This is a genomic window from Dactylosporangium sp. CA-233914, assembly GCF_050942935.1.
GTDB lineage: Bacteria > Actinomycetota > Actinomycetes > Mycobacteriales > Micromonosporaceae > Dactylosporangium.
In genome coordinates this window covers 11,109,823-11,128,838 of sequence record NZ_CP192030.1, presented here as the reverse complement: position 1 = coordinate 11,128,838, position 19,016 = coordinate 11,109,823, and the positions used below count along the sequence as shown (strand labels likewise).

Sequence of the window (19,016 nt, the reverse complement as noted above, 5' to 3'; positions counted from 1 at the left end):
ACGCCGTGCGCCTCGCCGATCTGATCGAAGTGCTGGAGCAGCGATACCCGACCGCCTGGGCCGAGGACTGGGACCGCGTCGGTTTCGTCCTCGGCGACCCGGACTCGGACGTCACCCGGGTCCTGCTCGCCGTCGACTGCGACCCCGCGGTCGTCGACGAGGCGGAGACGGCCGGCGCGCAGCTGGTCTTCACGCACCACCCGCTGCTGCTGCGCGGAGTCTCCAGCGTCGCGCCGACGACGTACAAGGGCCGGATCGTGCACCGCATGATCCGGTCCGGCATCGCGCTGTACACCGCGCACACCAACGGCGACGTCGCCCGGCCGGGCGTGTCCGACGCGCTGGCGGAGGTCCTCGGGCTGCGCGACGTACAACCGCTGCGCCCCGATCCCAAGGCGCCCGAGCGCGGTCACGGGCGCGTCGGACGGCTCCCCGAGCCGATGACCCTGGCCCAGTTCGCCGCCCACGCCGCGGCGAAACTGCCCAGGAGCACCGCGGGAGTACGCGCGGCCGGATCGCCGGACGCGCGGGTGGAGACGGTCGCGGTGTCCGGCGGGGCGGGTGACGCGTTCCTGGCCGACGCCGCCCGGGCGGGCGTTGACGCATACTTGACCGCGGATCTGCGCCACCATCCGGCGCAGGAGCACCTGGCCGGCGGCGGGCCGGCCCTCGTCGACGTCACCCACTGGGCGTCCGAGCGGCCCTGGCTGGACGACGTCGCGGCGTTCCTGCGCGCCGAGGCCGGCGTGGAGACCATCGTGTCCGATGTGGACACCTCACCCTGGGTCCTGTTGGAGGATAACCACTCGTGAAGGCCGATCCGGAAGCCCAGCGCCGTCTGCTCGACCTGCAGGCGATCGACATCGCGCTGACCCAGCTCGCGCACAAGCGCAAGGCCCTGCCCGAGCACGCCGAGCTCGACCGGCTGGCCCGCGAGCTGTCCACGATGGAGGATCAGCGCGTCCGCGCCCAGGTCGCCGTCGACGACCTCGACCGCGACATCGACCGGCTCGAGAAGGACGTCGAGCAGGTCCGCACCCGCAAGGACAAGGACCAGTCCCGCCTCGACGCCGGCACCGGCCCGTCCCGCGAGCTCGAGGCCCTGCAGCACGAGATCGCCACGCTCAACCGGCGCCAGTCCGAGCTCGAGGACGCCGAGCTGGAGCTCATGGAGCAGCGCGAGACCGCCCAGGCCGCCCTCGACGAGATCGTCGGCACCCTGGAGTCGGCCCGCGCCACCCGCGCCGCCGCCGAGACCCGCCGCGACGAGGCCCTCGCCGCGATCGCCAAGGACGAGGAGTTCCGCCGGGCCGGCCGGCGGCCGCTCGCCGCCGACCTCCCCGCGGACCTGGTCGGCCTCTACGACAAGATCCGCGAGAGCAGCGGCGGCATCGGCGCGGCGATGCTGCGCCAGGGCCGCTGCGAGGGCTGCCGCATCGAGCTCGCCGGCGGCGACAAGGCCCGGGTCAGGGCCGCCGCCGTGGACGAGGTCGTGCGCTGCGAGGAGTGCCGGCGTATCCTGGTGCGCACCAGCGAGTCGGGGCTGTAGCCGCATGCGGGTGACCATCGAGGCCGACGGGGGATCGCGCGGCAACCCCGGCCCGGCCGGCTACGGCGCGGTCGTGCGCGACGAGTCCGGCGCCGTCCTCGCCGAGCGCCTCGGGGCGCTGGGGGTGACGACGAACAACGTCGCCGAGTACTCGGGGCTCATCGCCGGGCTGAAGGCCGCCCGCGAGCTCGGCGCCGACGAGGTCGACGTCCGCATGGACTCCAAGCTCGTCATCGAGCAGATGGCGGGCCGCTGGCAGATCAAGCACCCCGGCCTGCGCCCCCTCGCCGAGGAGGCGCGCGGCCTCGCGCAGGGCTTCGCCCTGGTGCGATACGCGTGGATTCCCCGCGAGCGCAACCAGGACGCCGACCGCCTGGCCAACGCCGCCATGGACGGCAAGGCGGAGCCCGCGCGATCCTGGTCCCCGCCGGCGAGCGGATCCCCGCTGCGGATGGTGGTGATCCGCCACGGCGAGACCCCCTACACGGCCCAGAAGCGTTACTCGGGCCGCGGCGACATCCCGCTGTCCCCGCTCGGGCACGAGCAGGCCGCCCGGGCCGCCGCCCGGGCTCGCGCGCACGCCCCCGACCTCGCGGCGGTCGTCAGCTCCCCGCTCAAGCGCTGCCTCGAGACCGCGGCGGCCCTCGGCGACGTGCCGCTGATCGTCGAGGACGACCTCATCGAGTGCGACTTCGGCGAGTGGGAGGGCCTGACCTACGCCGAGGTCCGCGAGCGCTACGCCGCCGAGCAGGACCGCTGGCTCGCCTCCACCGCCGTCGCGCCCCCGGGCGGCGAGTCGTTCCAGCAGGTCGCCATGCGCGTGCGCCGCGCGGCGCGCTCGCTGCAGGACCGCTTCGCCGGTCGGCAGATCGCGGTCGTCAGCCACGTGACCCCGATCAAGCTGATGCTGCGCGACGCGCTGGCCGCGAGCGACTCGTTCCTCTTCCGCCTCTACCTCGACCCCGCCGGCATCTCGCTCGTCGACTCCTGGCCCGACGGCGGGGTCGCGGTCCGCTCGGTCAACGAGACGGGGCACCTTTCCTAAAAGAAGGCTCTGTACAGCAACACGAGGCCGACCACGGTGCCGAACACGACGATGAGCGCCTTGAGCACGGCGCTTGGCAGCCGGCGGGCCAGCCGGGCGCCGGCGTAGCCACCGACGAGCGCGGCCGGCGCCACCACGGCCACGTCGGCCCAGTCGACCGGCCCGAACAGCGCGAACGCGAGCACCCCGACGAGCCCGCCGACGGCCGAGATGACGTTCTTCAGCGCGTTGACGCGCGCCATGGACTCGTCCAGCACCAGCCCGAGCGCCGCGACGAGCATGACGCCGAGCGCGGCACCGAAGTACCCGCCGTACACCGACCCGGCGAACACCATCGCGTGCAGTGCCAGTCGCTGCTTGCGCGCGGACATCTCCCGGGGATGCCCGACGAGCCGCCGCAGCCGGTCCTGGAACGCGAGCACCCCCGCCGCCGCGAGCACCAGGAACGGGACCACGTAGTCGAACGCCCGGGCCGGCGTGAGCAGCAGCAGCGCGCACCCGAGCCCGGCCGCGACGACCGCCGTCGGGATCAGCCGCGGCAGGTGCGTGCGCGTGAGGTCGGCCCGGCTGCCGTACACCGACGCGAGGTACCCCGGGAACACGGAAGTGGTGTTCGTCACATTCGCCGCCACCGGCGGCAGCCCCGTCGCGATCAGCGCCGGAAACGTGATCAGCGACCCGCCGCCGGCGATCGCGTTGACCGTCCCGGCCGCCAGCCCGGCCACGCAGAGCAGTGCGATGTCGGCGAGGTCCATGGTCCGATTACCATAGTCAGCACGACGGACGAGTCGACCGGGCGGCCGCGTCGGTGTGTTGAGCATCGCCGAGGAACGTCCGGGCTCCACAGGGCAGGGTGGTTGCTAACGGCAACCCGGGGCGACCCGCGGGACAGTGCCACAGAGAACAGACCGCCTACGGTGGTAGGCAAGGGTGAAACGGTGGGGTAAGAGCCCACCAGCGCCCCGGGCGACCGGGGCGGCTCGGTAAACCCCACCCGGAGCAAGGTCAAAAGGGCCGGCGCCCACGGGCCCGGCCTGCGCAGGCGTTCGAGGGCGGCCCGCCCGAGCCTGCGGGTGGACCGCTGGAGCCTGCCGGCAACGGCAGGCCGAGATGGATGGCCGCCCCCTGCCGCCAGGCAGGGACAGAACCCGGCGTACAGGTCGACTCGTCCGTCGCACCGTGCTGATCGCCGTGCTCGCGTCAGCCGTGGTCGGCGCGGGAACTGAACATCACCGTCGCCTTGTCGACGTTTACGTAGTACGAGGCCTCCTCGCCGGAATGTGCCCCGACGAACTGTGTGTCGAGCTCGTCGACGTGCTGCCAGGTGCCTCCGCTCGGGATGTACGGCGACAGCGGACCACCGTCGCCGAATATCGCATCCAGCCTGACCGTTTCCCACCCGGCGTAGCGGCCGGCCAGGTCGCTGGCCTTCACCGGGTCGATCTTGACGACGCCGTACTGGTAGTCGCGGTCGGTGCCGGGCACGGGCAGGACATCGCAGCTGCGGTTGGGGTCGAGAACCCAGTGCACCTCGGCTGCCCCGCCGAGCGGTGCGAGCTCAGCCCGGATCGGCTGGCTGTCGGTCCGTACGGTCTTGCGGGCGGTCTCGACCCTATGTCTGCAAACGAACTCGGAAAGCTTGGCGGCCGCGATCGGCCCGCCGCAGCACAGCAGCGGCAGCAGGAGCGCGGCAGCGGTGCCGAGGACCCACGGGTTGGCCCGCCGGGTGTTCACCGGAGCACCGTACCGGCACCCGAACAAGCCGCGGTCAACGCCTTGGCGCTCAAGGTGGTGCACTTCTGCACCGGGCGGCCGGTGGAGCACGCCGCGTGGCGGAAATCCCTTTCGGAGCCTCTTCGGCCTGCCGTGATCCGTGTCCGGGCCCTTCGAGCAGAGCCACACGCCTGGTTCTCCCGCGTGCTGGGCGCTCACCGCGACGGTGCCGGAGCCGGTCAGCGCCAACGTGTACGGCGTGCTGAATCCGCCGGGCAGCACCCGGACGGTCTGCCGCAAGAGATCGTGAACCACGACGAACCAATCTTCGTTGAACTCCGGCAAGCCGGCGCACCGCCTTGTCACAGCGATTTGCGAAGAATAATGGTTATCGTCCGTTTGTGGTGACTCGCGGGTCGGATCGCTCGCAGCCGGACCCGCCGGGTGGAGGCCAGCGACACGGACCTGCCCCGGCATCGGCGCCGTGAGCGCCGGCGGTCGCACGTCACCTTCGCTGTCCAGTCCACCGCAGGATCGACAGCGACGGCGGCCGGGTGCTCCACGCGACCGGTCGACGGTTCCAGCGGGTGCCCGGCGTAGATGGTCCGTTGCGCTCCGCCTCCAGTTGGGCCTCATCCCGCTCACCACAGACGACGGTCAGGCCCACCCGACCGCCTACTCGAACGACACCTGTCGAGGACTCTCCCTGCCCGCGGCGGACCACAGGACCTTCGTCGCCTGACGGCCCCGGGCCGGACGTCAGGCCGGGTTGTAGAAGCGCCGATTTCGTTGCGTAGCGCGATGAATGGGGCGCTGAAGGGACTTTTAAGAACGGCTTTGGCTCCTTGACCGACTTCGATCGGGTAGCCGAGCATTCTCCGCATTGCGGCCGAAATGGCCGCCGCCGGCCGCCGCCACGGCCGGCGCACCATTCGGGGAAACGGAGCGTTTCAGGTGCCGCGCAGGAGTCTTGTCGTGTTGGTGGCCGCCGTCGTCGCGGCCGTCGTCGTGACGCCCATCGCCATCGCGCGAGCCGGGGAGAACGACCCGGTGCGGCCCGGCACCGGCAGCGCAAGCGGGCTGCAGTCCGCCCGGATCGACATGACCGGGGCGACCCCCGCGCTGCCGCGCACCGGCGACGGAGACGCCGTCGCGGGCTTCGAGGGCACGAGCGTTCCGGGGCTCGCGTACTGCCGCAAGTACCACATCATGAGCACCGCCACGAGCCGCTACATCTCCGAGGAGCAGGCGTACGGCGGCAACCGGCACAACATGCTGCGGGCGCGGACCCTGCCGATCGACGTCGGCGGCTGGGAGCAGTTCGAGATCTGCTCGAACGACGGCGGGCACACCGTCTACATCATGGCCCCGTCGGGATACCTGGTGACCGCGGACTACGCGCTCGGCGGCCGCGACTTCGGCATGCTGCGGGGGCGCGGCGAGTGGGTCGACGCCTGGGAGACGTTCGACGTCTGGAGCGACGACGGCAAGTACTACCTGCGCAACGTCTCCAAGGGCACCTACTTCACCTGCCGCGTCGACTACACCGGCCAGCAGTACCAGGAGATGAAGGCCACCGGCACCGGCCCGGGCAGCTGGGAGGGCCTGCTGTTCGTGCCGGTGTAAGGCGTGGCGCGCCCGCCCCTCGTCGGGGCGGGCGCCTACCGCCGCTACCCCGCGAGGCGGGACAGATCCTCGAAGTAGGCCGGGTACGTCTTCGCCACGCACCGCGGGTCGCGGATCTCGATCCCGGGCGAGCGCAGGCCGATCAGCGCCAGGCTCATCGCCATGCGGTGGTCGTCGTACGTGTCGAACGCCGTCGGCGCGGGCGGGCCCGGATTGACGACGAAGCCGTCCTCCTCCTCGACCGCGTCGAGCCCGGCCCGGCGCAGCTCGGTCACGACCGCCCGGATGCGGTCGGTCTCCTTGCGCCGGATGAACCCGATGCCGGTGACCCGGGTGGGGGAGTCGGCGAAGACGGCCACGGCGGCGAGGGTCTGCGCGGTGTCGGAGATGTCGGCCATGTCGATGTCGATGCCGTGCAGCTCACCGGTGCCGGTCACCGTGATGCTGCGCTCGGTCCGCTCGACCCGCGCGCCCATGCGCTCCAGCGCGTCGGCGAAGCGCACGTCGCCCTGCAGGCTGCGGGTGCCCAGGCCCTCGACGCTCACCCGGCCGCCGGTGATGGCGGCCGCGGCGAGCAGGTACGAGGCGGCGCTCGCGTCCGGCTCGATGTCGTACTCGGTCGCGTGGTACGCCCCCGGGGGAACGTGCAGGCCTTCGGCCGTGACCCCGAACGCGGCCATGACCGCGGTGGTCGCCTCGACGTAGGGCACGGAGACCAGCGGCGAGGTGAGCTCCACCGTCAGCCCGTCGGCCATCAGTGGCCCGGCCATCAGCAGGCCGGAGAGGTACTGGCTGGAGATGTGCCCCGGCAGCGCCACCTTGCCGCCCGCGACCGGCCCGGTCACGGCGAGCGGGAGGTATCCGGGCTCGCTCAGGTCCTCGACCGTCGCGCCGAGCTCGCGCAGCGCGTCCACGAGCACCGCGAACGGCCGCGCGCGCAGCTGCGGCGAGCCGTCGACGATCCCGCGCGCCGGGCGCAGCGCCGCGGCCGGCAGGGCGAAGCGGCCGGTGGTGCCGGACTGGCGGGCGTCGATGCGGATCTCGCCGGTCGCGGTGCGCGGGTCGACGCCGTCGACGTACACCGTCTTGGCCGCCTCGTCGACCTCGACCGCCGCGCCCAACGCCCGCACCGCACCGAGCATCGCGTGCGTGTCGTCGGCGAACAGCATGCCGGTCAGCGTGCTGCGCCCGGGCGCGAGCGCGGCGCAGATCAGCGCGCGGTTGGTGATGCTCTTCGAGCCCGGCGGGCGCATCGTGACGTCGGGCGGCGAGGTCAACGGAGTGACGGCGAGAACGCCGGGCAGGTCAGCGGCATGGAGGCTCACGACCCGATTGTCCCGCAGACCCCATCCGCCCCCGCCACGGGATCGGCCCCGTCCCGAAAAAGCGTCCTCGTACCCCAGGCCGTCCGCCGCAGGCCTCATCGGCACCTCGGGGAGCAGGCTGCCGCCGTTTCATGGAGTCGTACCGCATGTGCCTCCGCCCGCTCGCCCCGGCCGTCGCGCAGGTGCCGGCCACGTCCACGGAGTCCGCCGAGCCGGCGATGCACAGGACGACCGGATGTCTTCGCGCCCCGCGGGTTTACGGGTGGCTTCGTGCGGTGCGGTGGCCTGGGTGGGTCCGGTGGTTTGGTAGGTGCCGGGGTTGGTTCCGTGCGGTGCGGTGGCCTGGGTGGGTCCGGTGGTTTGGTGGGTGCCGGGGTTGGCTTCATGCGGCCCGGCGGCCTGTGAGGGGCCGAGGGTGCGGTGGGTGCCGGGGTTGGTTTGGTGCGGCGCGGGGGCCTGGGCGGGTCCGGTGGTTTGGTAGGTGCCGGGGTTGGCTTCGTGCGGTGCGGCGGCCTCCGCGGGGCCGGGGGTGCGGTGAGTGCCGGGGTTGGCTCCGTGCGGCGTGGCGGCCTCCGCAGGGCTCGGACGTGCCGTGGGCCCCCGGGGTGGCTTCGGGGTTCCGGGTGGCTTCGCGCGGCACGGGTTCGGTGCCGTGAGCCTTTCACTGACCGCCGCCGCGGTCCACGGGGCAGGGGCCTGTCCATGGTGGACGATCCTCGTTCGCCCCCGTACGAGGGCGGAGCCCCTCCGCCGGTCGACCCGATTTTTCTTCCTCCGTTCGGCTCACCCTCGGGTGACCGTGGCCACACGCCACCTGTACAACTCCCGCCGCCGACAGGGGAATTGCTCCCACCCTCATGATCGTGAAACCGTTGCCCCGCAAGGCATCCGGCGGTCCGCGGGCCGGCCCCGCGGCGGCCGATCCGACCCCGGAGTGTGCCCGCGACCGGTGTCGGCCGGTTGCGTCTAATGTGGAATCTCAACAAGCTATTTGCCGGTTTCGGTGGCGCGTGTTTCATTTGCGGTGCACAGTGATGTCATGAGCAGCAGCGGTGCTGAGCGGTACTACTGGTGCCTTTCTCACCAACGGGTCGAGTCCGAGGCGAACATGTGCCCCGGAAGGGATCGCCTCGGCCCCTATGCGTCGGCGACGGAAGCCGAGCAGGCACTCGCTAAAGTCCAGGAACGCAACGAAGCGTGGGACGCCGAGGACGAACGGTGGGAAGGCAAGCACTAGCAGCACGCCGGAGCCCCCGGAGCGACCGCGAACCGCTCCAGGACCTGCCGGCCCCCGAAGATTCCGGTTCCACCCGCACAACCCAACCGCGAACATCCCGCAGGATGCGGGAGAACTCCTCCAGGAGGACCACGATGGCCGCAGCAAAGAGGGCCACCACGAGATCGGCCGCAGCGCGCGCGGCCGCGACGAACGCGACGGAAGCCCCCGCCGCGACGACAGAACAGGCCCCCGCCAGGGCTCGCAAGACGGTGGCGGCGGCCTCCCCGCGCCGCACGACCACGACAGCGGTCGCCCCGGCCGCGAACGACACCGCGGCCACGGCCGCCAAGGCGGGCTCCGCCCGCAAGCCGTCGACGCCAGCGGCCACCACGACCGCTCGCAAGACGGCGTCGAAGACGGCGACCCCGGCGGCGAGCAAGCCGGCCGAGGCCGCCACGTCCACCCCGGCCGCGTCCAAGACGACGGCCAAGTCCACCACGTCGAAGACGGCCGCCCCGGCGGCGTCGAAGACGACCACGAAGACGGCGACCCCGGCGGCAGGCAAGCCGGCCACCGCGGCGTCGACCCGCAAGTCCACCGCGGCCTCGGAGGCGGCCCCGGCGGCGCGCAAGTCGACGGCGGCCTCGGGTTCGGCGGCCACTCCGTCGACCCGCAAGTCCGCTGCGGCTTCGCAGGCGGCTCCGGCGGCGCGTAAGTCGACGGCGGCCTCGGGTTCGGCGGCCACTCCGTCGGTCCGCAAGTCGACCGCGGCGTCGAAGGCGGCCACGCCGGCTGCCCGCAAGACCGCCGCCAAGACCGCGACGCCGGCCGCGAGCACGGCCAAGTCCACCACGGCCGCGGCGTCCAAGACCGCGACCCCGGCGGCGAAGAAGACGGCCGCGAAGGCCACCACGGCGGTGAAGGCCGCAGCCAAGAAGGCCGCCACCGCTACGTCGGCGGCCGCCAAGAAGACGACCGCGGCGGCCAAGACCACGGCCGCGAAGGCCACGGCCAAGGCGACCCCGGCGAAGTCGGCGACGAAGGCGACCACCGCGAAGTCGGCGGCGTCGAAGGCGGCTCCGGCGAAGTCGGCGGCGAAGGCCACCGCGGCGAAGACCACGGCGGCGAAGTCGACGGCGGTCAAGGCGACGAAGTCGGCGGCGAAGGCGACCGCGGCGAAGACCACGGCGGCCAAGTCGACGGCGGCCAAGGCGACGAAGTCGGCGGCGAAGGCCACGGCGGCCAAGGCGAAGGCGGCTCCGGCGAAGACCACTGCGGCGAAGTCGACGGCGGCCACGGCGGCGAAGTCGGCGGCGAAGGCGGCTCCGGCGAAGGCGACCGCGGCGAAGACCACGGCGGCCAAGACGGCGAAGGCGGCGACGAAGGCGGCTCCGGCCAAGTCGGCGGCGAAGGCCACCGCGGCGAAGTCGACGGCGGCCACGGCGGCGAAGTCGGCTCCGGCGAAGGCCACCACGGCGAAGACCACGGCGGCCAAGGCGGCGAAGTCGACGGCGGCCAAGGCCACGAAGGCCACGGCCAAGGCGGCTCCGGCGAAGGCCACCAAGTCGACGGCCGCGAAGTCGACCGCGACGAAGGCGGCGGCCAAGACCACGGCCAAGGCGGCTCCGGCGAAGTCGGCGGCGAAGTCCACCGCGGCGAAGTCCACCGCGGCGAAGTCCACCGCGGCGAAGGCGGCCGCGACGAAGGCGGCGGGCACGAAGGCCACGCCGACGAAGGCCGCGACCAAGGCCACGGCCGCGAAGTCGACGGCGGCCAAGGTGACGAAGGCAGCGGCGAAGGCGGCCCCGGCCAAGACCGCCAAGGCGGCCCCGGCCAAGGCGGCCGCGACGAAGGCCACCGCCACCAAGGCGGCCAAGTCCACCGCGACGAAGGCGACCGTCACCAAGGCGGCCGCGACGAAGGCCGCACCGGCCAAGTCCACCGCCACGAAGGCGACCCCGGCCAAGTCCACCGCGACGAAGGCCGCGCCCGCGAAGTCCACCGCGACGAAGGCGACCGTCACCAAGGCGGCCGCGACGAAGGCCGCACCGGCCAAGTCCACCGCCACGAAGGCGACCCCGGCCAAGTCCACCGCGACGAAGGCCACCGCCACCAAGGCGACCGTGACGAATGCGGCGGAGAAGGCGGCCCCGGCGAAGGCCACCCGGGCGACGCGGGCCGCGACGAAGGCGGCGAAGGCGGCGGGCACGAAGGCCACGCCGGCGAAGGCCGCGACCAAGGCCACGGCCGCCAAGTCGACGGCCCGCAAGGCCGCGACCGAGCCGGCCACGGCCGCGACCGAGTCGGCGGCCACGGCCCCGGCCATCACCCCGGAGACGGCCACCCCAGAGCCGACCGAGCCGGTCACCACGCCGGCGGCGGTCTCCGAGGGCGGCCTGACCCCGGCGGCCGAGTCCGCGACCAACGAGGACACCACCGCCGCCGGTGGCGCGGCCGCGGAGGCCATCCCCGGCCGCGAGAACGGCAACAACCCGGAGGAGGCGGCCAGCATGACCGCGGAGGACTGGGCGAGCCTCGCCCGTCCGTAACCCGGTGCACCCGACGGCCGGTCCACCCCAACCCGGGGCGGGGCCGGCCGTCGCGTTTCTACGTCCGCGTCGCCCGGTGGATGGTTCGAACCTTTCGCCGGAGGGGAGCGGTTGGGGCTTGCTGATATGACTGATCCGTGACCGCCCGCCGTGTTGTTGCGCCCCGTATCGACTTCAGTGCGCTGCGAGCCGAGCTCGAGCTGCCTGCCGCGTTCTCCGCCGAGGCCGAGCAGGAGGCCCGGGCCGCCGCCGGGAAGAGCTTCGGCGACTGGCCCGATCGGAGCGACCTCGAGCTTGTCACCATCGACCCGCCCACCTCCAGGGACCTGGACCAGGCGCTGCTGCTGCTCACAACCGAGACCGGCTACCGGGTGCATTACGCGATCGCGGACGTCGCCGCGTTCGTCGAGCCCGGTGGGGTGCTGGAGCGGGAAACCTGGGAGCGGGGCCAGACGGTGTACCTGCCCGACAGCAAGGTACCGCTGCATCCCAAGGTCCTCAGCGAGGCCGCCGCGAGCCTGCTGCCGGACGAGGAGCGGCCCGCCGTGCTGTGGACGATCGACCTCGACGCGACCGGGGCGACGGTCGGGACCGAGGTCGGCCGGGCGCGGGTGCGCAGCCGGGCCAAGCTGGACTACGAGTCGGTGCAGCGCGACGCCGACGAGGGCCGGCTCCACCCGTCGATCGCGCTGCTGCCCGAGGTCGGCAAGCTGCTGGTCGACCTCGGGCTCCGGCGCGGGGCCGTGAACCTGCCGATGCCCGAGCAGGAGATCGAGCCGGACGGCGACGGGTGGCGGCTCACGCTGCGCGCGCCGGTCCTGGTCGAGGAGTACAACGCCCAGATCTCGCTGCTGACCGGCATGGCGGCCGCGCGCATCATGCTGGACGGCGGCGTCGGGCTGCTGCGGACCATGCCGCCCGCGCCGGCCGAGACCGTCGAGGCGCTGCGGCTGGCGGCGAAGGCACTGGAAGTACCGTGGCCGGACGCAGCCACCCCGGGAGAGCTCATCGCGTCCCTCGACCCGGCCCAGCCGCGGGCCGCCGCGCTGCTGGACCAGGCCGCCGAGATGATGCGCGGGGCCGGCTACACACCGTTCGACGGCGCCGCGCCCGAGCAGCCGCTGCACGCCGCCGTCGCCGCGCCGTACGCCCACGTGACGGCCCCGCTGCGCCGTCTGGCCGACCGTTACGTCACCGAGGTGTGCCTGGCGCTGCACGCGGGCGCCGAGGTCCCCTCGTGGGCGCGGGAGGCCCTGCCGAAGCTGCCGGAGGTGATGACCCGCACCGACCGGGTCGCCGGGGCGGCCGAGCGCGGCGCCGTGGACCTGGTGGAGGCGACGCTGCTGCAGGGGCGGGTGGGCGAGATCTTCGAGGCCGCCGTGCTCGACGTCGACCGGGCCAGGCACCGGGCCGACATCGCCGTCGACGAGCCGCCGGTGCGGGCGCGGTGCGAGGGCGAGGCGCTGCCGCTGGGCGAGCGGATAGCGGTTCGGCTCACCGAAGCCGACCCGGCCAGGCGGAGGGTCGTCTTCCAGGAGGTACAACAGTAGGCATGAATTACGACCACATCGCGCTGCCCGACGTCTCGGGCCTGTCCGTCGGCATCATCGGTGGCACCGGGCCGCAGGGCCGCGGCCTCGCCTACCGCTTCGCCCGCGCCGGACAGCGGGTCCTCGTCGGCTCCCGGTCCACCGAGCGCGGCGAGCAGGCGGCCGTGGAGCTGGGCGCGCTGCCGGGCGTCGCGGCGGGCACCGTCAGCGGCGGCGACAACGTGTTCGCGGCCGGGGCCGACGTCGTCGTCATCGCGGTGCCGTGGGAGGGGCACAGGGCGACCGTGGCCGAGCTGTCGCCGCAGTTGGCCGGCAAGATCGTGGTCGACTGCGTGAACCCGCTCGGCTTCGACAAGCAGGGGCCGTATCCGCTGCGCGTCGAGGAGGGCAGCGCCGCCGAGCAGGCCGCGACGCTGCTGCCCGAGTCGCGGGTGTGCGCGGCGTTCCACCACGTCAGCGCGGTGTTGCTGGCCGACCCCGAGGTGGACGCGGTCGACCTCGACGTGCTCGTGCTCGGCGACGACCGTGACGCGGCGCTGCAGGTCCAGGCCCTCGCCGGGCGGATCGCGGGCATGCGCGGGGTGTTCGCCGGGCGGCTGCGCAACGCCGGGCAGATCGAGGCGCTCACCGCGAACCTCATCGCCATCAACAAGCGTTACAAAGCGCACGCCGGCATCCGGGTGACAGACGTATGACGGACGAGTTCGACCCGTGGTCCGCGGACTTCGTCGCCCGGCCGTACCCGGCCTACGCCCGGCTGCGCGAGGAGTCCCCGGTCCGCTGGTTCGAGCCCAGCCGGCAGTACCTCGTCTCGCGCCACGAGGACGTCAACGCCCTGCTGCGCGACCGGCGCCTGGGCCGCAGCTACCTGCACGTCAGCACCCACGAGGAGATGGGCCGCACGGCGCCGCCGGACTACCAGGAGCCGTTCTGGACCCTCAACGACAACGGCATGCTCGACCGCGAGCCGCCCGACCACACCCGGCTGCGGCGGCTGGTCTCGCAGGCGTTCACCCCGCGGCGGGTCGAGGCGCTGCGGCCGGTCGTGCAGCGCCTCGCCGACGACCTCGTCGACGCGTTCGTGGCGCAGGGCGGCGGCGACCTCATCGCGCAGGTCGCCGAGCCGCTGCCGGTGACCGTCATCGCGGAGCTGCTGGGCGTGCCCGAGGCCGACCGGCCCAAGCTGCGGCCCTGGTCGGCGGCGATCTGCGGGATGTACGAGCTCAACCCCTCCCGCGAGACGGCGCAGGCGGCGGTCCGCGCTTCGGAGGAGTTCTCGGACTACCTGCGCGCGCTTGCCCGCCGCCGCACGGAGGACCCCCGCGACGACCTGGTCAGCGCGCTCGCCGCGGTCGAGGGGCTCAGCGAGGACGAGCTCATCGGCACGTGCGCGCTGCTGCTCAACGCCGGCCACGAGGCGACGGTCAACGTGACCGGCAACGGCTGGCGCGCGCTGTTGCAGCACCCGGACCAGCTGCGGCTCCTGCGCGAGGACCCCGCGCTGCTCGGCACCGCGGTCGAGGAGCTCATGCGCTTCGACACCCCGCTGCAGATGTTCGAGCGCTGGGTGCTGGAGGACATCGAGGTGCGCGGCGTGGCCATCCCGCGGGGCAGCGAGGTCGCGCTGCTGTTCGGCTCGGCCAACCACGACCCGGCCGCGTTCGCCGACCCCGAGCGGCTCGACATCACCCGGCGCGACAACCCGCACATCTCCTTCGGCGCCGGCATCCACTACTGCCTCGGCGCCCCGCTGGCCCGCATCGAGCTGACCGCGTCGTTCGGGGCGTTGCTCGCCAAGGCGCCCGGTCTGCGGCTGGTGAGCGACCCGGTGTACAAGCCCGGATACGTCATCCGGGGCCTGAGGAGTCTGGAAGTGAGCCCGCACGCGAGTGACTGATGTCACGAGTTTGGGCATCGGGTTCTCCGCGCCGCCGGGATCGTGATTTCGGCGGCGACGGGGACCGCCCAAGAAACGGCACCACCTTCGCTGAAGGTCGACGCCTACCGCGCCGCGACCTGCCAGATGACCTCGAGGCGATCGGCGGGCCGGCCGACATCCGGGCGGACCAGGCGTCGGTACGCGGCCCGCGAACCCGAGATCGCCGAGCGCGACCACGCCGTCGACGACAAGCCCGACGCGGCCGCCGACGCGACGACGGCCGCCCAGATGTCGTACTTCAAGGTCTGACCGCGAAGCCCGGCGACCGAAGCCGCCGGACTTTGCGGATGAAACGGGATCAATCAGTCGAAGGTGTGCTGCTGCGCCGGGAAGACGCCCGAGCGGACCTCCTCGGCGAAGGACCTCGTGGCCTGCGACAGGGCGCCGGCCAGGTCGGCGTACTGCTTCACGAAGCGGGGCATCCGGCCCGTGCGCAGGCCGGCCATGTCCTGCCACACCAGGACCTGGGCGTCGGTGTCGGCGCCCGCGCCGATGCCGACGGTCGGGATCTGCAGCTCGTGCGTGATCCGCTTCGCGACCTCGCCCGGGACCATCTCCAGCACCACGGCGAACGCGCCGGCGGCGGCGGCCGCGTGCGCGTCCTGCACCACGTCCTCGGCCGCGTCGCCGCGGCCCTGCACGCGATACCCGCCGATGGTGTGCTCGCTCTGCGGCGTGAACCCGACGTGCGCCATCACGGGGATGCCCGCGCTGGTCAGGGCCTGGATCTGCGGCGCCACGCGGCGGCCGCCCTCGAGCTTGACGGCGTGGCAGCCGCCCTCCTTCATGAAGCGGACCGCGGTGCGCAGGGCCTGGGCGGGGCCCTCCTCGTAGGAGCCGAACGGCAGGTCACCCACCACCAGCGCGCGCCTGGTGGAGCGGACCACCGCGCGCACGAGGGGCAGCAGCTCGTCCTCGGTGACGGATACCGTCGAGGCGTACCCGTAGACGTTGTTCGCGGCCGAGTCGCCCACCAGCAGGACCGGGATCCCGGCCTCGTCGAAGATGCCTGCGGTGTACTGGTCGTAGGACGTGAGCATCGGCCAGCGCTCACCGCGCTCCTTGGCCGCGATCAGGTCCCGGGTGCGTACGCGGCGGTTGACGGCACCGCCGTACAGCGAAGGGATTTCGGACATCGGCGTCCTCCTCGTGCACTCCTCGAGGCCTCGTGCGAGGTCCCCGGGCTGACCCCCCGATGGTGACACCACCAGCGCGGATTGGAACCGCCCGGATGCGGTTTTTCACATTCCGGGCTCCGGGATGGGCGCCGGCGAGCTCTGGGCGTTGCGCCAGCGGGCGAGGGGTTGCGGGTCGCCGGAGACGGTGAGGACGAGCCGCTGCTCGGTTTCGGCCAGCGCCAGCAGTACGACCTGACGAACCCGACCCTGCAGCCGCGACAGCGCCGGGGCGTCCAGGGTCAGGTTCGCCTGGAAGGCGTCGACCATCGCCTGGACGGGCTCGAGGCGGAAGTCCAGCCCGGTGCGCAGCGCGAACTCCCGGATGTCCGGCGCGACCGTGTCCGCCAGGGGCATCGACAGCCCGGCCACGTTCGCGGGCCCGAGCGCGTCGCAGGCCAGCACCGCCGCCACGTACGAGCCGAGGTCGCCGGCGAGGTCCACCACCACGGGGCGGCGGCGCTCGCGCAGCCGGCGCACCAGCGCCGGCCAGCCCTCGGCGCCGTCCAGGTCGAGTACCAGAGAAGTTTCGGGCATGAACCCCTCATACCCAGGCATGGCGTTCACGCCCATGGCAGGTCACATACCGTGGTCCGGTAACTTGTGTGTAATACCTCCGGGCGAGACTTGCCCGAATTGGCCGTAGACATCGCAGCTCGTGGGGGCATCACGTGGACCGTCAGCAGGAGTTCGTGCTCCGCACGCTCGAAGAGCGAGACATCCGCTTCGTCCGGCTGTGGTTCACCGATGTGCTGGGCACCCTCAAGAGCGTCTCCGTCGCGCCGGCCGAGCTCGAGTCGGCCTTCGAGGAGGGCATCGGCTTCGACGGCTCGGCGATCGAGGGCTTCGCCCGGGTCTACGAGTCGGACATGGTCGCCATGCCGGACCCGACGACGTTCCAGGTGTTCCCGTTCGAGGGCGGCATGTCCGGCGAGAGCGCCCGCATGTTCTGCGACATCACGCTGCCCGACGGCTCGCCCTCGTGGGCCGACCCGCGGCACGTGCTGCGCCGGGCCCTGTCGAAGGCGGCCGAGAAGGGTTTCACCTTCTACACTCACCCCGAGATCGAGTTCTTCCTGCTGGAGAACCTCGGTGAGCAGGGCTCGGTGCCGGTGCCGGTCGACACCGGCGGCTACTTCGACCACACCACGCACGCCGTCGCCCGCGACTTCCGCCGCCAGGCGGTGCTCGCCCTGGAGCGGATCGGCATCTCGGTCGAGTTCAGCCATCACGAGGTCGCGCCCGGGCAGCAGGAGATCGACCTGCGCTACGCCGACGCGCTCACCACGGCCGACAACATCATGACGTTCCGGCACGTCATCAAGGAGGTCGCGCTCTCGCACGGCGTCCACGCGACCTTCATGCCCAAGCCGTTCACCGAGCAGCCAGGCAGCGGCATGCACACTCACCTGTCGCTGTTCGAGGGCGAGCGCAACGCGTTCCACGACGCCAGCGACCCGATGAAGCTCTCCAAGGTCGGCCAGGCGTTCATCGCCGGCCTGCTGGCGCACGCCCGGGAGTACACCGCGATCACCAACCAGTGGGTGAACTCCTACAAGCGCCTGTTCCCGCAGACCCTGCCCAACCGGATCACCGAGTCGCCCGCGTACGTCTGCTGGGGCCACAAGAACCGCTCGGCGCTGGTACGCGTCCCGGCCTACGGCAAGCCCAACTCCGCCCGCGTCGAGGTCCGCTCGCTCGACTCGGCCTGCAACCCCTACCTCGCCTACGCGGTCATGCTCGGCGCCGGCCTGCGCGGCATCGAGCAGGGCTACGAGCTGCCGCCCGGCGCCGAGGACGACGTGTGGGCCCTCACCGACGGCGAGCGCCGCGCGGCCGGCTACGAGGCCCTGCCGGAGAACCTCTCCGAGGCGATCGACGTGATGTCCGGCTCCGAACTCGTCGCCGAGGTCCTCGGCGAGCACGTCTTCGACTTCTTCCTCAAGAACAAGCGGACGGAGTGGGAGGAGTACCGGCGGGTCGTCACGCCGTTCGAGCGGGAGCGGTACCTCGGGATGATGTGAGCCCCGTCAGCCGTAGCGCTCGGTCCTGATGCTCCTCGCGTCATGGCCGAGCGCCACGAGGATGTCGGCGACGGTCTCCACGAACCCGGTCGGCCCGCACACGAACACGCTCGGCGCGAAGTCCTTCGGCCACGCGTGCGTGTGCACGTCGGCGACCCCGATCCGCCGGCCGCGCACGCGCGTGAAGACGTACTGCACGTCGAGCCCGCCGTCGTCGCGCGCCCGGCGCCGCAACTCGTCGGCGTACATCACGTCCTCGGGCGTCCGGACCGAGTACAGCAGCTTGAACGGGGTCCTGACCCCCTGCTCGGCCCGCGCCCGGATCATCGCCATGAGCGGCACGACGCCGGACCCGCCGGCGATCAGCTGCACCGGGGCCGGCTCGGCGGCCCGCCAGACGAACCACCCGCCGATCGGTCCCCGCAGCTCGATGGGCTGGCCGAACTCCAGCACGTCGGTGAGGTACGGCGAGACCTCCCCGTCCTCGAGCCGCTGCACCGTGATCTCCAGCCCCGACGCGGACGCGATCGAGTAGCTACGCTGCGCGGTGTAGCCGTCCTCGGCCGTCAGCCGCACGTCGACGTGCTGCCCCGGCAGATGCCCCGGCCACCCCTCCTCGACCTCGAACACGAGCGTGCGCGCCGTAGGGGTCTCCTGCCGGGCCGTCGTCAGGGTGGCCTTTCGCCAGCTCAGTCGCCCTGGTACCGCTGCTCGCGCCATGGGTCTCCATAGTTGTGGTAACCGGCCTCCTCCCAGAAGCCCGGCTCGTCCTCCAGCATCAGCCGCAGCCCGTGGACCCACTTCGCGGACTTCCAGAAGTACAGGTGCGGCACCAGCAGCCGCGCCGGCCCGCCGTGCTCGGGCTCCAGATCCTCCCCGTCGTACCGATACGCCACCCACGCCTGCCCGTCGACCAGGTCCTCGAGCGGAAGATTGGTGGTATACCCGTCGTAGGAGTGTGCCATGACGTAGTCGGCAGCGGTCTCGACGTCCTCCAGCAGCGTGTCGACAGCCACGCCGCGCCAGCGAGTGCCGAGCTTCGACCACTTCGTCACGCAGTGGATGTCGACCGTGACATCGTCGTACGGCAACGCGGTGAACTCACCCCACGACCACGTCTTCTCCTCGCCGCTCTCGGTGGTGACGACGAACTCCCACCGCTCGGTCCGCACCCGCGGGGTAGGCCCAGCCGACAGCACCGGAAAGTCGTGGGCAAGATACTGCCCAGGCGGAAGGTCAGGCTGCCGCCCCCGCCGCAGCCCGTGAAACCCCGGCGTGATGATGCTCATGCACCCATCCTGC

At 72.5% G+C, this 19,016-nt stretch carries 18 protein-coding genes and 1 other RNA gene; 11 read left to right on the top strand and 8 right to left on the bottom strand.

Features of this window, described 5'->3' with window-relative positions; genetic code table 11:
- The first annotated feature begins 20 nt into the window (after window positions 1–20).
- The 3 genes from ACQPY0_RS49500 to ACQPY0_RS49490 are packed head-to-tail and all read left to right on the top strand — an operon-like array spanning window position 21 to window position 2,594.
- Entirely contained in the window at window positions 21–812 is a 792-nt protein-coding gene (locus ACQPY0_RS49500) for a Nif3-like dinuclear metal center hexameric protein (protein ID WP_432995726.1), read from the top strand.
- The gene (locus tag ACQPY0_RS49495) at window positions 809–1,549 is read left to right on the top strand and encodes a zinc ribbon domain-containing protein (protein WP_432977681.1); all 741 of its coding nucleotides are present in this window, start codon (window positions 809–811) and stop codon (window positions 1,547–1,549) included. The genes ACQPY0_RS49500 and ACQPY0_RS49495 overlap by 4 nt, the downstream gene beginning before the upstream one ends.
- A gap of 4 nt (window positions 1,550–1,553) precedes the next feature.
- Window positions 1,554–2,594 (top strand): histidine phosphatase family protein, encoded by a 1,041-nt coding sequence (locus tag ACQPY0_RS49490; protein ID WP_432977678.1) that lies wholly within the window; start codon window positions 1,554–1,556, stop codon window positions 2,592–2,594.
- Here ACQPY0_RS49490 and ACQPY0_RS49485 read toward each other — a convergent pair.
- Window positions 2,591–3,349, bottom strand: coding sequence for a sulfite exporter TauE/SafE family protein (locus ACQPY0_RS49485; protein WP_432977675.1), 759 nt, complete (start codon window positions 3,347–3,349; stop codon window positions 2,591–2,593). The two genes, ACQPY0_RS49490 and ACQPY0_RS49485, sit on opposite strands and share 4 nt — an antisense overlap.
- A gap of 29 nt (window positions 3,350–3,378) precedes the next feature.
- Here ACQPY0_RS49485 and rnpB point away from each other — a divergent pair.
- An RNA gene (gene rnpB, locus ACQPY0_RS49480) (RNase P RNA component class A) lies at window positions 3,379–3,766 on the top strand.
- A gap of 28 nt (window positions 3,767–3,794) precedes the next feature.
- Here rnpB and ACQPY0_RS49475 read toward each other — a convergent pair.
- A complete protein-coding gene (locus ACQPY0_RS49475) occupies window positions 3,795–4,652 on the bottom strand; it encodes a hypothetical protein (protein WP_432977672.1) in 858 nt (285 codons plus the stop codon).
- Between the two features lie 630 nt (window positions 4,653–5,282).
- Here ACQPY0_RS49475 and ACQPY0_RS49470 point away from each other — a divergent pair.
- Complete coding sequence (locus tag ACQPY0_RS49470; RefSeq protein ID WP_432977669.1) at window positions 5,283–5,933, top strand: fascin domain-containing protein; 651 nt, start codon at window positions 5,283–5,285, stop codon at window positions 5,931–5,933.
- A 44-nt stretch (window positions 5,934–5,977) separates the two neighbouring features.
- Here ACQPY0_RS49470 and aroA read toward each other — a convergent pair whose 3' ends face one another.
- Together aroA and ACQPY0_RS49460 are read right to left on the bottom strand one after the other, a co-directional pair.
- Window positions 5,978–7,258 (bottom strand): 3-phosphoshikimate 1-carboxyvinyltransferase, encoded by a 1,281-nt coding sequence (aroA, locus tag ACQPY0_RS49465; protein WP_432977666.1) that lies wholly within the window; start codon window positions 7,256–7,258, stop codon window positions 5,978–5,980.
- 1,172 nt (window positions 7,259–8,430) lie between these two features.
- The gene (locus tag ACQPY0_RS49460) at window positions 8,431–10,254 is read right to left on the bottom strand and encodes a hypothetical protein (RefSeq protein WP_432977663.1); all 1,824 of its coding nucleotides are present in this window, start codon (window positions 10,252–10,254) and stop codon (window positions 8,431–8,433) included.
- Between the two features lies 1 nt (window position 10,255).
- Here ACQPY0_RS49460 and ACQPY0_RS49455 point away from each other — a divergent pair, with 1 nt between their 5' ends.
- From ACQPY0_RS49455 to ACQPY0_RS49435, 5 genes are all read left to right on the top strand, one after another.
- Complete coding sequence (locus tag ACQPY0_RS49455) at window positions 10,256–11,026, top strand: hypothetical protein (protein WP_432977660.1); 771 nt, start codon at window positions 10,256–10,258, stop codon at window positions 11,024–11,026.
- Window positions 11,027–11,163: 137 nt separating this feature from the next.
- On the top strand, window positions 11,164–12,576 hold the full coding sequence (locus ACQPY0_RS49450) for an RNB domain-containing ribonuclease (RefSeq protein WP_432977657.1): 1,413 nt from the start codon (window positions 11,164–11,166) through the stop codon (window positions 12,574–12,576).
- Window positions 12,577–12,578: 2 nt separating this feature from the next.
- Window positions 12,579–13,271, top strand: coding sequence for an NADPH-dependent F420 reductase (npdG, locus tag ACQPY0_RS49445; protein ID WP_432977654.1), 693 nt, complete (start codon window positions 12,579–12,581; stop codon window positions 13,269–13,271).
- Window positions 13,268–14,473 carry a cytochrome P450 gene (locus tag ACQPY0_RS49440; RefSeq protein ID WP_432977651.1) on the top strand — a complete coding sequence of 402 codons (1,206 nt, stop codon included), beginning with the start codon at window positions 13,268–13,270 and terminating at the stop codon, window positions 14,471–14,473. The genes npdG and ACQPY0_RS49440 overlap by 4 nt, the downstream gene beginning before the upstream one ends.
- A gap of 126 nt (window positions 14,474–14,599) precedes the next feature.
- Complete coding sequence (locus ACQPY0_RS49435; RefSeq protein WP_432977648.1) at window positions 14,600–14,764, top strand: hypothetical protein; 165 nt, start codon at window positions 14,600–14,602, stop codon at window positions 14,762–14,764.
- A gap of 53 nt (window positions 14,765–14,817) precedes the next feature.
- Here the strand turns inward: ACQPY0_RS49435 and panB are convergent, their stop codons facing one another.
- A complete protein-coding gene (gene panB, locus ACQPY0_RS49430) occupies window positions 14,818–15,651 on the bottom strand; it encodes a 3-methyl-2-oxobutanoate hydroxymethyltransferase (protein ID WP_432977645.1) in 834 nt (277 codons plus the stop codon).
- A 105-nt stretch (window positions 15,652–15,756) separates the two neighbouring features.
- Window positions 15,757–16,227, bottom strand: a complete 471-nt coding sequence (locus tag ACQPY0_RS49425) for a hypothetical protein (protein ID WP_432977642.1) — start codon at window positions 16,225–16,227, stop codon at window positions 15,757–15,759.
- A gap of 134 nt (window positions 16,228–16,361) precedes the next feature.
- Here ACQPY0_RS49425 and glnA point away from each other — a divergent pair, with 134 nt between their 5' ends.
- The gene (gene glnA / locus ACQPY0_RS49420) at window positions 16,362–17,714 is read left to right on the top strand and encodes a type I glutamate--ammonia ligase (protein ID WP_432977639.1); all 1,353 of its coding nucleotides are present in this window, start codon (window positions 16,362–16,364) and stop codon (window positions 17,712–17,714) included.
- Between the two features lie 6 nt (window positions 17,715–17,720).
- On the opposite strand, the gene ACQPY0_RS49415 is transcribed toward glnA, so the two are convergent.
- Both ACQPY0_RS49415 and ACQPY0_RS49410 read right to left on the bottom strand, forming a co-directional pair.
- Window positions 17,721–18,434 carry a ferredoxin reductase gene (locus tag ACQPY0_RS49415; RefSeq protein WP_432977636.1) on the bottom strand — a complete coding sequence of 238 codons (714 nt, stop codon included), beginning with the start codon at window positions 18,432–18,434 and terminating at the stop codon, window positions 17,721–17,723.
- Entirely contained in the window at window positions 18,404–19,003 is a 600-nt protein-coding gene (locus tag ACQPY0_RS49410; RefSeq protein ID WP_432977633.1) for a sulfite oxidase-like oxidoreductase, read from the bottom strand. The genes ACQPY0_RS49415 and ACQPY0_RS49410 overlap by 31 nt, the downstream gene beginning before the upstream one ends.
- Window positions 19,004–19,016 lie beyond the last annotated feature (13 nt).

Coding starts and splice junctions, on each gene's coding strand:
- ACQPY0_RS49490 (WP_432977678.1), top strand. CDS start 1,554: ATGCGGGTGACCATCGAGGCCGACGGGGGATCGCGCGGCAACCCCGGC.
- ACQPY0_RS49485 (WP_432977675.1), bottom strand. CDS start 3,349: ATGGACCTCGCCGACATCGCACTGCTCTGCGTGGCCGGGCTGGCGGCC.
- npdG (WP_432977654.1), top strand. CDS start 12,579: ATGAATTACGACCACATCGCGCTGCCCGACGTCTCGGGCCTGTCCGTC.
- ACQPY0_RS49440 (WP_432977651.1), top strand. CDS start 13,268: ATGACGGACGAGTTCGACCCGTGGTCCGCGGACTTCGTCGCCCGGCCG.
- ACQPY0_RS49435 (WP_432977648.1), top strand. CDS start 14,600: ATGACCTCGAGGCGATCGGCGGGCCGGCCGACATCCGGGCGGACCAGG.
- panB (WP_432977645.1), bottom strand. CDS start 15,651: ATGTCCGAAATCCCTTCGCTGTACGGCGGTGCCGTCAACCGCCGCGTA.
- ACQPY0_RS49425 (WP_432977642.1), bottom strand. CDS start 16,227: ATGCCCGAAACTTCTCTGGTACTCGACCTGGACGGCGCCGAGGGCTGG.
- ACQPY0_RS49415 (WP_432977636.1), bottom strand. CDS start 18,434: ATGGCGCGAGCAGCGGTACCAGGGCGACTGAGCTGGCGAAAGGCCACC.
- ACQPY0_RS49410 (WP_432977633.1), bottom strand. CDS start 19,003: ATGAGCATCATCACGCCGGGGTTTCACGGGCTGCGGCGGGGGCGGCAG.